Annotated in this window: 13 protein-coding genes and 1 tRNA gene; 3 read left to right on the top strand and 11 right to left on the bottom strand. The window is 66.9% G+C overall.

Annotation, left to right across the window (positions count from 1 at the left end):
- The first annotated feature begins 54 nt into the window (after positions 1-54).
- Positions 55-131 (top strand) — tRNA-Pro (locus ACYDAT_RS07045).
- Positions 132-184: 53 nt separating this feature from the next.
- Complete coding sequence (gene pip, locus ACYDAT_RS07040) at positions 185-1,153, top strand: prolyl aminopeptidase (protein WP_461440532.1); 969 nt, start codon at positions 185-187, stop codon at positions 1,151-1,153.
- A 62-nt stretch (positions 1,154-1,215) separates the two neighbouring features.
- Here the strand turns inward: pip and ACYDAT_RS07035 are convergent, their stop codons facing one another.
- From ACYDAT_RS07035 to yidD, 9 genes are all read right to left on the bottom strand, one after another.
- On the bottom strand, positions 1,216-1,944 hold the full coding sequence (locus tag ACYDAT_RS07035; protein WP_461449206.1) for an arginyltransferase: 729 nt from the start codon (positions 1,942-1,944) through the stop codon (positions 1,216-1,218).
- 4 nt (positions 1,945-1,948) lie between these two features.
- Complete coding sequence (kbl, locus tag ACYDAT_RS07030) at positions 1,949-3,148, bottom strand: glycine C-acetyltransferase (protein ID WP_461449204.1); 1,200 nt, start codon at positions 3,146-3,148, stop codon at positions 1,949-1,951.
- Positions 3,149-3,173: 25 nt separating this feature from the next.
- Complete coding sequence (tdh, locus tag ACYDAT_RS07025) at positions 3,174-4,208, bottom strand: L-threonine 3-dehydrogenase (RefSeq protein ID WP_461449202.1); 1,035 nt, start codon at positions 4,206-4,208, stop codon at positions 3,174-3,176.
- A 100-nt stretch (positions 4,209-4,308) separates the two neighbouring features.
- Positions 4,309-4,746, bottom strand: a complete 438-nt coding sequence (locus tag ACYDAT_RS07020) for a hypothetical protein (RefSeq protein WP_461449200.1) — start codon at positions 4,744-4,746, stop codon at positions 4,309-4,311.
- Positions 4,747-5,033: 287 nt separating this feature from the next.
- Entirely contained in the window at positions 5,034-5,618 is a 585-nt protein-coding gene (locus tag ACYDAT_RS07015) for a M15 family metallopeptidase (RefSeq protein ID WP_461449198.1), read from the bottom strand.
- A gap of 172 nt (positions 5,619-5,790) precedes the next feature.
- A complete protein-coding gene (locus ACYDAT_RS07010; protein WP_461449196.1) occupies positions 5,791-6,219 on the bottom strand; it encodes a DUF3887 domain-containing protein in 429 nt (142 codons plus the stop codon).
- Between the two features lie 180 nt (positions 6,220-6,399).
- On the bottom strand, positions 6,400-9,900 hold the full coding sequence (gene mfd / locus ACYDAT_RS07005) for a transcription-repair coupling factor (protein ID WP_461449194.1): 3,501 nt from the start codon (positions 9,898-9,900) through the stop codon (positions 6,400-6,402).
- Between the two features lie 57 nt (positions 9,901-9,957).
- Entirely contained in the window at positions 9,958-11,295 is a 1,338-nt protein-coding gene (locus ACYDAT_RS07000; protein WP_461449192.1) for a dihydroorotase, read from the bottom strand.
- Complete coding sequence (yidD, locus tag ACYDAT_RS06995; protein WP_461441018.1) at positions 11,270-11,545, bottom strand: membrane protein insertion efficiency factor YidD; 276 nt, start codon at positions 11,543-11,545, stop codon at positions 11,270-11,272. The genes ACYDAT_RS07000 and yidD overlap by 26 nt, the downstream gene beginning before the upstream one ends.
- Positions 11,546-11,712: 167 nt before the next feature.
- On the opposite strand from yidD, the gene dksA reads away from it, so the two are divergent.
- On the top strand, positions 11,713-12,765 hold the full coding sequence (dksA, locus tag ACYDAT_RS06990; protein WP_461449190.1) for an RNA polymerase-binding protein DksA: 1,053 nt from the start codon (positions 11,713-11,715) through the stop codon (positions 12,763-12,765).
- Positions 12,766-12,818: 53 nt separating this feature from the next.
- Here dksA and kynU read toward each other — a convergent pair whose 3' ends face one another.
- Together kynU and ACYDAT_RS06980 are read right to left on the bottom strand one after the other, a co-directional pair.
- The gene (gene kynU, locus ACYDAT_RS06985) at positions 12,819-14,072 is read right to left on the bottom strand and encodes a kynureninase (RefSeq protein ID WP_461449224.1); all 1,254 of its coding nucleotides are present in this window, start codon (positions 14,070-14,072) and stop codon (positions 12,819-12,821) included.
- Positions 14,073-14,083: 11 nt separating this feature from the next.
- Positions 14,084-14,626: a hypothetical protein gene (locus ACYDAT_RS06980; RefSeq protein ID WP_461438390.1), complete on the bottom strand. Its 543-nt coding sequence runs from the start codon at positions 14,624-14,626 to the stop codon at positions 14,084-14,086.
- Between the last annotated feature and the right edge of the window lie 65 nt (positions 14,627-14,691).

The raw sequence follows: 14,691 nt of genomic DNA, 5'->3' as shown, positions 1-14,691 counted from the left end.
GTGCTTCTTTTTGGCGCGGCGACACTGCTACAATCGCGCGCTCTGGAATCGCGTCGGGGCGTAGCGCAGCCTGGTAGCGCACCACAATGGGGTTGTGGGGGTCGCGAGTTCGAATCTCGCCGCCCCGACCAGTTCCGGTCATCCTGCGGCGCCACTCGGCGCCGCATGCGTTTGGAGCCAGGCCATGTCCAACGAACACGCCGGCACGCGGCGCACTCTGTATCCGGAAATCGAGCCCTACGCCACGGGCCAGTTGCAGGTTTCCGCGCTGCATGCGCTGTACTACGAGCAGTGTGGCAATCCGCAAGGCAAGCCGGTGGTGTTCTTGCACGGCGGTCCGGGTGGCGGTTGCAACGCGCGCTGCCGGCAGTTTTTCGATCCTGCGGTCTATCGCATCGTGCTGTTCGATCAGCGCGGCTGCGGACGTTCCACGCCGCACGCCGAATTGCGCGAGAACACCACCTGGGATCTGGTCGCCGACATCGAGCGTCTGCGCGCGCATCTGGACATCGCGCGTTGGCAGGTATTTGGCGGCTCATGGGGTTCGACGCTGGCGTTGGCCTATGCCGAGACGCATCCCGAGCGCGTCACCGAGCTGGTATTGCGCGGTATTTTCCTGCTGCGCCGCTGGGAACTGGAGTGGTTCTACCAGCAGGGTTGTGACGCGCTGTTTCCCGATGCCTGGGAAAAATATCTCGAGCCGATTCCACCCGCCGAGCGCGGCGATCTGATCAGCGCCTACCATCGCCGTCTGACCCACGAGGATGCCGCCGTGCGCCTGGCCGCGGCGCGCGCCTGGTCGGTATGGGAAGGCGCCACTAGTTTTCTGTATCAAGACCCCGCGCATATCGAGTCCAGCGGCGCCGATGCCTTCGCGCTGGCCTTTGCGCGCATCGAGTGCCATTACTTTGTCAACGGCGGATTTCTCAAGCAGGACGATCAATTGTTGCTGGAGGTTGCCCGCATCCGCCACATCCCGGCGACCATCGTGCAAGGCCGCTACGACGTGGTGTGCCCGCTGCGTTCGGCGTGGGATCTGCATCGCGTCTGGCCCGAGGCCAGGCTTGAGATCGTGTCCGACGCTGGCCACTCGGCCTTCGAGCCCGGCAACACCGATGCGCTGATCCGCGCCACGGACGGCTATCGCGGTTGAGATGGTCTTTTTACTGTTGCTGGCGCAGATGCGCGGTACTGGCAATGCCTCGTCGCGCGCGGTCAGCGGCCTTTCGAATCGGCCGCGACATCATGGCGCTGCCAGCCATGCTGCCCCATCACTTCCAGCGGGCGGAAGCGGCACTTGTAGTCCATCTTCGGGTGCCCGGCGATCCAGTAACCGAGGTACAAGTGTTGCAGACCGTGCGCGCGGCCGTAGTCGATCTGCTGCAGGATCGCCAGTGTACCCAGCCCGCGCGCCGTTTCGGCGGGATCGAACCACGTGTACACGGCTGATAGCGCCGCGCTGCCGATATCGGTCACGGCCACGGCGAGCAAGCGGTTGCCCTCGCGCAATTCGAGAAAGTGCGTCGGACTCCAGGTTACGGCGAGAAACTCGCGGAAATCCTCGATGGTTCCATCGTCCATGCCACCGCCCGGGTGGCGCTGGCGCTGATAGCGCTGATACAGCGCCCAGCGCTCTGGGCTGAAGCCGGGCTCGGCATCGTGCCATTGCAACGCTGCATTGCGGCTCAGGCAGCGGCGCTGGCTGCGATCGGGACGGAACGCGTCCAGCGGAATGCGGCAAGCCACGCAAGCGGTGCAGCGCGGGCAATTGGGCCGATACAGGTGCGGGCCGGCGCGGCGGAAGCCGTGCGCCAGCGCCTGCGGGTATAGCGCGGCCAGGCCTTCGAGGCTGGGATCGAGCACAAGATTGACCGCAGTGCGTCCGTGCCAGTAGCCGCAAGCTTGCGGCAGCGTCTGGAACAGCCGGACGCGCTCGGTTTGCATCGCGTCAGTGGCGCAGCACGCCAAGATCGCGGCCGACGCGCGTGAACGCGTCGATGGCCTGATCCAGATGCGCGCGCGCGTGCGCGGCGCTCATCTGCGTGCGAATGCGCGCCTGGCCCTGCGCCACCACCGGATAGAAAAACCCGGTGACGTAGATGCCCGCGTCGAGCAACGCGGCGGCCATGGCCTGCGCCTTGGGTGCGTCGTAAATCATCACCGGCACGATGGGGTGCGTGCCGGGCTTGATGTCGAAGCCGGCGCGCGTCATGTGCTCACGGAAGTAACGAGTGTTGTCCTGCAGCTGTTCACGCAGCGTGGCGGCGCTCTCCAGCATGTCGAATACCTTGATCGCCGCGGCCACCACGTGCGGCGGCAAGGAATTGGAGAACAGATACGGCCGCGAGCGCTGGCGCAGCAGCTCGATGGCCTCGCCGTGACCGGTGGTGAAACCACCCAGCGCGCCGCCCAGGGCCTTGCCCAGGGTGCCGGTGAACAGGTCGATCTTGTCCATCACCCCGTGCACCTCGGCCGAGCCACGGCCGGTCGCGCCCAGGAATCCGGTGCAGTGGCACTCGTCGATATGCACCATGGCGGCGTACTTTTCCGCCAGCGCGGTGATGCGGTTCAGCGGCGCGATGAAGCCGTCCATCGAGAACGCACCGTCCGTGCTGATCAGCTTGCTGCGCGCGCCGACGGCGTCGGCGGCCTGCAGTTGTTTCTCCAGATCGGCCATGTCGCAGTTGGCATAGCGGAAGCGCTTGGCCTTGCACAGGCGGATGCCGTCGATGATGGAGGCGTGGTTGAGTGCGTCGGAGATGATCGCGTCCTCCTCGCCCAGCAGCGGCTCGTAGAGGCCGCCGTTGGCATCGAAGCAGGCGGCGTAGAGGATGGCATCGTCGGTGCCGAAGAACGCGGCGATCTTCGCCTCGAGCTGCTTGTGCAGATCCTGCGTGCCGCAGATGAAGCGCACGCTGGCCATGCCGAAGCCGTGCGTGTCCAGCGCCGCCTTGGCCGCGGCGATCACCTCGGGATGATCGGCCAGACCCAGGTAATTGTTGGCGCAGAAGTTCAGCACCCGGCGCCCGTCGGCCAGGGTGATCTCGGCCGATTGCGGCGAGGTGATGATGCGCTCGCGCTTGAACAGGCCCTGCTGCTCGATGCCGGCCAGTTCCTGCGCGTAGCGCGCCTTGGCGGTGTAGGTCATGCGGGTGTCCTCATCGATGCGGCGCTCAGTTCCACGAGCACACCACCTTGCCGCAGTCGCCGGCTTCCATCAGGTCGAAGCCGCGCTGGAAATCATCGATCGCCACCTGGTGCGTGAGCACCTTCTGCAGCGGGAACCCGGTGAGCACCATTTGCGTCATCTTGTACCAGGTCTCGTACATGCGTCGGCCATAGATGCCCTGCAGGGTCAGGCCCTTGAAGATCACCTTGTCCCAGTCGATGCCGGCGCCCCTGGGCAGGATACCGAGCAGCGCGACTTTGCCGCCGTGGTACATCACCTCGAGCATGTCGTTGAAGGCGCGCGGGTTGCCGCTCATCTCCAGGCCCACGTCGAAGCCTTCCATGTGCAGATCCTTGACCACATCCGTCAGCGACTGGTTGGCGACGTTGACCACGCGCGTGGCGCCCATGTCGGCGGCCAGCTTGAGGCGGTAGTCGTTGACGTCGGTGACCACCACGTTGCGCGCGCCGACATGCTTGGCGATGCCGGCGGCGATGATGCCGATCGGGCCGGCGCCGGTGATCAGCACGTCCTCGCCGATCAGGTCGAACTCCAGCGCGCAGTGCGCGGCATTGCCATAGGGATCGAAGAACGCCGCCAGCTCGGAAGGAATCTGATCCGGGATCGGCCACAAATTGCTGGACGGCATGGCGATGTATTCGGCGAAGGCGCCGTGGCGGTTGACGCCGATACCGACGGTGTTGGGACACAGGTGCTGGCGGCCGGCGCGGCAGTTGCGGCACATGCCGCAGACGATATGGCCCTCGGCACTGACGCGCTGGCCGAGACTGTAACCCTTGACGCCCGCGCCGATCTCGACGATACGGCCGACGAACTCGTGGCCGATCACCAGACCGGGCTTGATCACGCGTTGCGACCACTCATCCCACTTGTAGATGTGCAGGTCGGTGCCGCAGATGGCGGTCTTCTCCAGCTTGATCAGCACCTCGTTGGGGCCGATCACGGGCAGCGGTACCTCCTCCATCCAGATGCCCTTGGCGGGCTCGCGCTTGACCAGCGCGCGCATGGTCTGCGGCATCGGAACACTCCAAGCGTAAAAACGCGATTATAGGCGTGCGCGAACCCGGCCACGGGGCGCGGCTTGCAGTCGGCGTTCAAGCCGTGGGTGAAGCGGTCAATTACGTTGCAGTGGCCGTGGGATCAACGTCGACCAAGGGCAGTCCCAGAGCCTGCGCCGCCTGCTCCAGCGCGCGGCCCCAGCGTCGTTCCACGCTTTCGCGGCTACCCGGGTGCATGCGCACGATGCGTGTGATCGCCTGCTCCTGCAGCACGCCGCGCAATTGCTCGGCTGACGGCTCGGCGAGGACGCAGCCGTCGATCATCAGGCCGTGGCTTTGCGCCATGCGCGACATGTTGATCAGATCATCCGCCACACGGTCGCTGGGTAGGGGCGCCCAGTCCGGCGTGCTGCTTTCGGGTGCACTCTCGCATGCGCCCACGATGTACAGCACGCAGTGTTTCTCCGCCGCGATGCGCAGCGCTTCGAGAAACAGCCGCTCGCCGCTGTGCGCGCGATCGTAGAGCATGAGGATCTTGCCGGGACTTGCCTGATTCATGACACGGTTGCTCCTGGTTGCCTGCAACAACAAACCCGATGCACCAGTGCGCATCCTGTGGCAGGCATCATCGGCCGAATGGCACGCGACGGAGCGAATGCCATCGCCATGGCCCGCATGGCCGACGCGCTTGCCGTGCACAATGCCTTGGCAAAAACGCGCTGAAATCCGTTTCGGGTGTCGACGTGCTGAGACAAAACCCATACGCATTGGTTCCGCGCAAGCCGCGCTGGAGCGGGCACCCAGCATGGTTTCACACGCCGCATAAACTTTGCGTGAGGGACATTTCAGCGCGCCCGACGCGCGTGCCAGCACCAGTGCCATGGCTCGTAGGCGATGCCGTGACGGTTGCCGCGCGGGTAGGACAGCGCGAAGCCGTAATTGCGTGCGTGGTTCTGCAGCCAGGCGAATGCGGGCGCTTGCTCGAACGCCTCTTCCAGCACCGCGCTGCCGGGACTGGTCAGATCCAGCGCGCGCCCGCTGTGGTGTTCACTGTAGCCGGGGGCGGCGCTGACCGCGAGGATCGCGGCCATGTCCTGTCCGTGCTCGCATTTGCGCCTGATGATGCCCAGTTGGTATTCGCAGGAACGCCAGGCCGAGACCACCTGCAATTCAATGCCATCATGCATCGCCGCCCGCCGCATGCGCAGGAATGCCGCGGCCGCGCGCGGGCGCAGCCAGGCGGGGCGCTGCTGGACGTCGAGACCGATGGATTGCAGTCGCGCCGGTTCGCGCTGCGGACGCAGCGAGCGCGCGTGACCGTAATCAACCGGTATGCCCAAGGCTTGCGCGGCGCGCATGGCGCGCGCGCGCGCGCCGACGCCGAGGGTCGCGGGAGGAGGGGTGCGCAGCATGCGTGAATGATGGCGCATCAGTGAGGAATCCGACACCCAGCGCCGCGCCATCAAGCTCTCCGTGATCGGCAGCATGCGCGTGGCACGGAAGCATGCGGTGAATTCTGCCCGCGCGCAGTCCCTCGTGTTCACGATGTGCGCGGGGCATGGCACCCCGCCATGCAGGGCACTTCGAGAAGCTGTGCCGAGGTCAGGTGTTGTCGGGGCGCAGGAAGAAGCCGGCGATCTGGCCCTGCGCGTTGCAGGCTACCTGCGCGTCGAGTGCGGTCTTGGTGAACTGCATCGGCGTGATCACCACGTTGATGCCGTTGACCTTCAGGATGCGCGCGCTGCTCTGTGCCTTGTACTTTCCAAAGTTGCTTTGCACTTCGCCCCACAGCTCGGACAGCTTGGCGGGGGGTAGTGCCGTGCGCATGTCGGTATCAAAGGCGTGCGCAGCGGCCCTGCTGTCGCCTCTGACCAGAGCGTCCAGCATGCGTTGCGCCAGTGCGCGGCACTGTGCGCCGTCCGCGCTGTCTGCGGCGCGTGCGCCGGGTGCTGCCATGCATGCCGCGCACAGCAGCAGGGCCAGTGCTGCCGAGATCTTGCCGAAGTGCTTGAGATCCGTGCTTGCCGTCATCGCGGGCTCCCATCAGAAACCGGACACATGCGCTGCGTGCGAACGTTGCCGCCACGTGCTCTGCGACAATTCGCCGCGTGCTCGAAACTTACGCCGCACGTATGCGGCCCGCAACACTTTCTTGCATTGCGCAGCAACATCATCCGTTTCTGATATGCGCATCGGCGTTGACAGCGCGGTTCAACCGATGGCGGGACCGAGCGCTTCCAGCAGCGCGTGCGCGAAGGCGATACGCGCTTCCGCCGTGGCCGATTCGCGCGTGATGCGCAGCTTGTCCTGTCCATCGAGGCGATAGACCTTCGGCTCGCGCTGGATCATGCGGATCACCTTGCGCGGGTCGATCGCGGGCTGCGCGCGGAATTGCAAGCGCCCGCCGGATTCGCCCAGTTCGAGCTTGCGCACGCCCAGCGCATTGGCGGCCAGCTTCAATTCGGCCGCCGCGAACAGATCGCGCGTCGGCTGCGGCAGCAGGCCGAAGCGGTCGATCATCTCCACTTGCAGCTCGCGCAGCATGGCCGGCGTGCTGGCGCTGGCGATGCGCTTGTACAGGGTCAGGCGCGCGTGCACGTCGGGCAGGTAGTCGTCCGGGATCAGCAGCGGCGTGTGCAGCACGATCTCGGCCTCGTGCTCGGCATTGAAGCTGTAATCGGGCACCTTGCCCTGACGCAGCGCGCGCACCGCACGCTCCAGCAGTTCGGTGTACAGGGTGAAACCAAGTGCCTCGATCTGGCCGGATTGCTCCTCGCCCAGCAGCTCGCCAGCACCGCGAATTTCCATGTCGTGCGTGGCCAGGGTGAAACCGGCGCCCAGCTCCTCCAGCGAGGCCAGCGCGGTCAGACGTTTTTCGGCGTCGCCGTTCAGCGCGGCGCGTTCGGGCACGATCAGATACGCATACGCGCGGTGGTGCGAGCGCCCCACGCGACCGCGCAACTGGTGCAACTGCGCGAGGCCGAACTTGTCGGCGCGGTTGACCAGAATGGTATTGGCGCTGGGGATATCGATACCGGATTCGATGATGGTGGTGCACACCAGCGTGTTGAAGCGCTGGCGGTGGAAATCGAGCATCACGTTTTCCAGCTCGCGCTCGGGCATCTGGCCGTGCGCGATGCGAATACGCGCCTCGGGCACCAGCTCGGCCAGCTCGCGCTGCATGCGCTCGATGCTGTCGACCTCGTTGTGCAGAAAATAAATCTGTCCACCGCGCGCCAGCTCGCGCTGAAACGCCTCGCGGATCAGTGCCGTGTCCCACGGTGTGATCACGGTTTTCACCGCCAGGCGCTGCGACGGCGGCGTGGCGATGATGGACAGGTCGCGCATGCCCATCATCGCCATATTCAGCGTGCGCGGAATCGGCGTGGCGGTCAGCGTCAGCAGATCGACCTCGGCGCGTAGGCGCTTGAGCTGCTCCTTGTGGCGCACGCCGAAGCGGTGCTCCTCATCGACGATCACCAGTCCGAGCCGGTCGAAGCGCACATCGGTCTGCAGCAGGCGATGCGTGCCGATGATGATGTCGATCTCGCCACTCGCCAGGCGTTGCAGCACCGTGAGCGCATCACCGCGGGACTGGAAGCGCGTCAGCGCCTCGATGTGGATCGGCCAGTCGGCCATGCGGTCGCGGAAATTCTGCCAGTGCTGCTGCGCCAGCAGCGTGGTCGGCACCAGCACCGCCACCTGGCGCCCGGCCAGCGCGGCCACGAACGCCGCGCGCAGCGCCACTTCGGTTTTGCCGAAGCCGACATCGCCGCAGACCACGCGATCCATCGGCGCCGGGGCAGCCATATCGGCGAGCACGGCCTCGATCGCGGTCTGCTGATCGGGAGTTTCATCGAAGCGGAAGCTGGCGGCGAATTGCGCGTACAAAGCCGGATCGGCGCGCAATTCGGCGCCGCCGCGCGCCGCGCGTTCGGCGTGCAGGCCGAGCAGTTCGGCCGCGGCATCGCGCACCTTTTCGGCGGCCTTGCGCTTGGCGCGCTCCCAGGCGTCGCCGCCGAGGCTGTGCAGTGGCGCCAGCTCGGGCGCGGCGCCGCTGTAGCGGCTGATCAGCCCGAGTTGCGCCACCGGTACGTAGAGCTTGTCACCCTTGGCATACTCCAGCGCCAGAAACTCGCCGGTGCTGCCGCCGACATCCAGCGTGATCAGCCCGAGATAGCGGCCGACGCCGTGATCAACATGCACGATCGGCGCGCCGATGCTGAGCTCGGTCAGATCGCGCAGCACCGCCTCGGGATCGCGCGCCGCGCCGCGTCGGCGCGTGCGCTCCTGACGCACGCGCTCACCGACCAGCTCCTGTTCGCTGAGCACGGTGATGCCGGCCCGCGGCAGGCTGAAGCCGGCGCTGAGCGCGACCACGCTCAGGGCGAGGCGCGCCGCCGCTTGCGCGGGCACCTGCGCGTCGCGCCAAGCCAGGAACGCGGGCCAGTCGGCGAGCGTCTCGGCGTTGAGCGCGGTCGTGGTCAGCAGTTCGCGCAGCATTTCGCGGCGCCCCGGCGAATCAGCAGCCAGCAGCACGCAGCCGCGCAGGCCCTGCAGCAGGGTTTGCAGCATTTGCGCGGGACTGGCGTGCGCTACGGCCTGCACTTGCGGCGCGGCGCCGATGTCCAGCGCCTGCGCGTGCGCGGCATCGGCGGTGCACAGCTCGACGCGGCGGCTGCGATTGAGCTGCTCGCGCAGCGCCTGTGGCGCCAGATACAGCTCGGCCGGCGGCAGGATCGGGCGCTCCAGATCGTGCGCGCGCTGCGCATGGCGCGCACCGGTCTGCTGCCAGAAACGCTCGGCCGCATCCAGCGCCGCGTCAGCCAGCACGAACACCGCGCGCGCTGGCAGATAGTCAAACAGCGTTTCGGTGGCCGCGAAGAACAGCGGCAGGTAGTACTCGATGCCGGCGGGCGTGCTGCCTTCGCGCAGATCCTGATACACCGGGCAATGGCGCACGTCGATCGGAAAACGCTCGCGCAGGCGTGCGCGGAAGCCGCGCACGGCCTCCTCGGTGAGCGGAAACTCGCGTGCCGGCAGCAGGTCAATGCGTTGCAGGGTCTGCAGCGAACGCTGGGTTTCGACATCGAAGCTACGCAACGAGTCGATTTCATCATCGAGCAGCTCGATACGGTAGGGCAGCGGCGCGCCGCTGGGGTAGATGTCCAGTACCGCGCCGCGCAGTGCGAATTCGCCCGGATCACCCACTTGCGCCACGCGCCGGTAGCCGCTGGATTGCAGGCGCCGCGTCTCGGTTTCCAGATCGAGCTTCTGGCCGCGCGCCAGTTGCAGACCGGATTGCGCCAGATAGCTGCGCGGCGCCAGACGCTGCATCAGCGTGGCCGCCGGCAGCACCAGCACACCGCGTTGCAGCCCCGGCAGGCGATTCAGCGTGGCGATACGCTGCGCGACGATCTCGCTGTGCGGCGAGAACAGCTCGTAGGGCAGGGTTTCCCAGTCGGGCAGCGCCAGGATCGGCAGCTCACCGGCGAACACCGCCAGATCGTGCTCCAGCGTCAGTGCCGCGGCGCTGTCGGCGGTGATCGCCACCACCGGCGCATCGGCGCCGCGCGCGGCCTCGCACAGCGCCAGCGCCAGGCCGGCGCCGGGCGGCTGCAGCCAGCGCCGCCATTGGCGCGCATCGGCAGGCAGTGATGGCGTGGTCAGCAGCGGCGCGGGGGACGCGGGCGCGGTCGGCAAATCGGGCATGAGGTGATGCGCAAAGACCGTGATTTTAACCCGCCACGCCCTTGGCCCGGCACGCCATCAACGCGCGAAAGCCAGACGTTGCCCGCGCACTCCGTCCAGCACTTGCGTGCCGTCGAAGGCCATGCTGCCATTGACGAAGGTGGCCGCGATCGAACTGCGCAAGGTTTCGCCCTCGAATGGCGACCAGCCACACTTGGACAAGATCTCGCCGCGTGTCACCGCATGCGGATGGGCCGGATCGACCAGCACCAGATCGGCGTGATAGCCCTCGCGCAGAAAGCCGCGCTGGTGCACGCCGAAGCGCAGCGCCGGCGCGTGGCATACCGCCTCGACCACGCGCTCGAGCGTGAGCTGGCCGTCGAACACGCGCTCCAGCGCCACCTGCAGCGCGTACTGCACCAGTGGCAGGCCGGACGGTGCATGGTCGTAATCCTGCGCCTTCTCGCTTTCCAGATGCGGGGCATGATCGGTGGCCAGCACGTCGATGCGCCCCTCGGCCAAGGCCTGGGTGATCGCGGCGCGATCGGCGGCGGTCTTGATCGCGGGGTTGCACTTGATGCGATTGCCCATGCGCGCGTAATCTGCATCGCAGAAGTGCAGGTAATGCACGCAGGTCTCGGCGGTGATCTGCTTGCCCTGGACCGGGCCCGGCGCGAACAGCGCCAGCTCGTCGGCGGTGGAGATGTGCAGCACATGCAGGCGCGTACCGTGACGCCGCGCCAGCGAGATCGCCAGCGTGGTGGACTTCAGACAGGCCTCGCGCGAGCGGATCAACGGATGCTCGCCAATCGGAATGTTCGTACCGTAACGCGCGCGCGCGGCGGCGAGGTTGGCCTCGATCATCGGCGTGTCCTCGCAGTGCGTGATCACCGGCACGCGTGCCGCCGCGAAGATGCCATCCAGCGTGGCCGGATCGTCCACCAGCATGTTGCCGGTGGACGCGCCCATGAACACCTTCACGCCCGGCGCGCTGCGCGGGTCGAGGCGCTTGATGTGCTCGAGATTGTCGTTGCTGGCACCCATGTAGAACCCGTAGTTGGCGCGGCTGACCTCGGCGGCGCGCGCGTACTTGGCCTCCAGCAGCGCCGCGTCCAGCGCTGGCGGGCGCGTGTTGGGCATGTCCATGAAGCTGGTGATGCCGCCGGCGATGCAGGCGCGCGACTCGTGCTCGATATCGGCCTTGTGCGTCAGCCCCGGCTCGCGGAAGTGCACCTGGTCATCGATCATGCCCGGCAGCAGCCAGCGTCCGCGCGCCTCCAGTACCTGCTCGCCGGGTTTGGCGGCGAGGCCGGGCGCGATGCGCGCGATGCGTCCGTTGCGCATGCGCACATCGGCGTGCCAGCGGCGGCCCTCGTTGACCAACTCGGCGTCACGGATCAGCCAGCGTTCGCTCATGCTCGGATTCCTTGGGATGACAACGGGTGAGATGGAAGTGCTCGGGCACCGGATCGTGGCCACCATGGCACAGTGGCTGGCAGCGCAGGATGCGCCACAGCGCCAGCATGCTGCCGCGCAACGGGCCGAAGCGCGACACCGCGATGCGCGCGTAGTCCGAGCAACTGGGATGGAAGCGGCAGTGCTGCCCCAACAGCGGGCTGAGCAGCCGTTTGTACAGTGCCAGCAAGGCAAGAATGAGGCGGGTCACGCCGGGATACGACCAGAGGCGGCGAGCGCGCGCGACGACGCGCTTATTGCCGGGGCAGGGGGACTAGGCTATAACACGCCGCCTTCGAGCCTCAACCGCCGAAGCCCGCGGCCACGGAGTCCGCATCGACAGGCGCGCGGCAGGTAGCGCCCGCCCTCGGGGAACAGATGATGAAAACGCACAAGCCCGCAAGCACGGCCAAAGCCGCCACCAAGGCAGCAGCCAAGCCGGCGAAATCGGCAAAGAAACCGGTCGCGGTGAAGAAGCCGCTTGCGGCGGAAAAGGCTGCGCCGGCCAGGAAAGCTACCAACGCGCACAAGCCTGCATCTGCCAAAAAGTCCGCCGTGGCCGGCAAGCCCGCGACCAAGAAGCCCGCGACCAAGAAGCCTGTGGCCAAGAGGCCTGTGACCCCCGGGGCAGCCCGCGCGCAACCGGCAGTCAAGAAGACACCCGCGAGGAAGAAATTGCCAACCGGCAAGACCCCTGCGAAGAAGCTGCCCGCGCACAAGCCAGCCGCCAAACCGGCCAGCAAGCCCGCTGTGGCGCCCATGGTCAAGCGCGCCGGCAAGCCCGCGCCCAAGCCCGCCGAGCAATCGGCCAGGCACGGCCACGCAGTCGTCAAATCCGGCAAGTCCGCCACGGTCAAACCCGTGCAATCGCACCCGGCCAAGCTGCCAACTTCCGTGGCCGGCAAACCCACTGTCAAACCAAGCAGCTCCGTGAATTCGATCAAAGCCCCCCCCATCAAATCCATCGACGACGTCGCGCTCACCCGCGACGACGGTCGCTACGCACTGCCCGCCTCCACGCACATCGATCTGCCCAAGGGCTACAAGCCCAAGACCAGCGAGGAGTACATGTGCCCGCGGCATCTCGCCTATTTCCGCAATAAGCTGCGCGACTGGCGCGATCAGTTGGTCGAGGAATCGCGCCAGACCATGGACAACCTGCGCGAGGAAGTGCGCGATGTCGGCGACGACGCCGAGCGCGCCACGCGCGAAACCGAGAATTCGCTGGAGTTGCGCACGCGCGATCGCTACCGCAAGCTCATTGCCAAGATCGACAAGGCGCTGCGTCGCATCGAGGAAGGCCGCTACGGTTTCTGCGAGGAGACCGACGAGGACATCGGTCTGGAGCGTCTGGAAGCACGCCCCATCGCCACGCTCAGCCTCGACGCGCAGGAGCGCCGCGAGCACCTGCGCAAGCAGATCGGCGAGTAAGTGAGCTTGCTCGACGTGAAGTAAAACAAACCCCGCCGACGCGGGGTTTGTTTTCATCCCCGCGCCCAGTCAACGATAGCGCGCAGCGCGCGCAGGCAATCGGTGTGCCGGTTGTACAGCGGCACCGGCGCCAGGCGGATCACGTCCGGCTCGCGCCAGTCGCCGAGCACGCCCTGCGCGACGAGGTGCGCGAACAGCACGCGCCCCGCTTCGCGTCCGGCGCGTACGCGCAGGCTGAGCTGGCAGCCGCGCTGGGATTCGTCGTCGGGGGTCAGGATCTCGATGCTGTTCGCCGCATGCACGCGCAGCAGTTCATCGAGATAGCCGGTCAGGCGTAGTGCGCGCGCGCGCAGCGCCGGCATGCCAATGCTGGCGAACGGCGCCAGACTGGCGCGCAGCGGTGCCATGGCCAGGATCGGCGGGTTGGACAATTGCCAGCCGCGTGCGCCCTGCTCGGGCACGAACTCCGCTGCCATCTGGAAACGCGTGGTCTGCGCATGACCCCACCAGCCGGCTAGGCGTGGCCGCTGCGCATGGCGCGGATGCACGAACACGCCGCCGGGCGCGCCGGGGCCGCCGTTGAGGTACTTGTAGCTGCACCACGCGGCGAAATCGACACCGCAGTCGTGCAGGGCCAGCGGGATATTGCCCACGGCGTGCGCCAGATCGAAGCCGGCGATGGCGCCATGGCGATGCGCCAGATCGGTCAACCCGGCGATGTCGAACACCTGCCCGTTGCGATACTGCACGCCCGGCAGCAGCGCCAGCGCGATGCGCGCACCGTGCCGCGCGAACACGGCGGCGAAGGCCTCGCTGCTGAAATATCCATGCGCATCGGGCGTGACTTCGATCAGCGCGGATTCGTCCAGACTGTGCCAGGCGAGGTGTGAAACCACCACGTGCCGATCCGACGGAAACGCGCCGCGCTCGATCAGGATGGCGTTGCGCGCGTCCTGCGGCCGATAAAAGCTGGCCAGCAACAACTGCAGGTTGACGCTGAGCGTATTCATCGCCACCACGTCGGTGGGCGCGGCGCCAACCAGCGGCGCCAGCATCTGCTGCAAATCGTCCTGCACGTCCATCCACGGCTGCGGGCCTTCGAAGTGACCTTCCACCGCGCGCCGCGCCCAACTTTCCAGTTCGATATCCAGTGCGGCGCGCACGGCGCGCGGCTGCAGGCCCAGCGAGTTGCCGCAGAAATACGCCTGCTCACCCGCGCCGTGCGGCGGAATCAGAAACGCATCGCGCCACGCGCTGAGCGCGTCATTCGCGTCCAGCGCCAGCGCGCGCGCCTCCTCGGCGGCCAGTGCGGCCACGCTCAACCGCCTTGTTGCAAGCTCGCGGCAATCGCGTCACAGCCCTTGTCGAAGCTGGCCACCCAGGCCGCGTCGACCTCGCCGCGATTGGGGCGCAGGCAGCGCAGTTGCACGCCTTCCAGACCCTTGAGGAAATAGCGCTCGCTGTAGCTCATGCGCACGCCGCTCTCCAGCGCGGTATAGCGCACCACGTTGCTGCTCGAGCCTGGCTGCGCCACCGATTCATAGCCCGGCAACTGATGACTGTGCTGCACGCGCTGGTTGACCCACTGCTGGAACGCGGGACCGTTGCGCATCTTCTCCACGGTGACGGTGACGCGCGCCAGCACGCGCTGGCTCACCGGCGAGGGGTCGGGCACCTGAAACGCCATGAACTGCGGATTGCCGCTGGTCTGCATCATGATTTGCGGCCATGCATCGGGGGCGCTGAAGCGCACCCGGCCATCGGCCAACTGATAGTCGGTGGCGTGCGCGCTGAGGATTGCGGCGCTGAGCAGCAGCGCGCAGAGCAGGGCGGGTGCGGCGCGAAGTCGGGGCTTGGACATGGACGTTCCTGACGTGGCGGAATCTGGCGGGCTTGAAGTGTAGCGCCGCGTTGCGTCGGTGCCGC

It is taken from the genome of Metallibacterium sp. (assembly GCF_054637675.1).
Note: the sequence above shows the minus strand (reverse complement) of the source record. Positions and strands in the feature narration are given on the sequence as shown.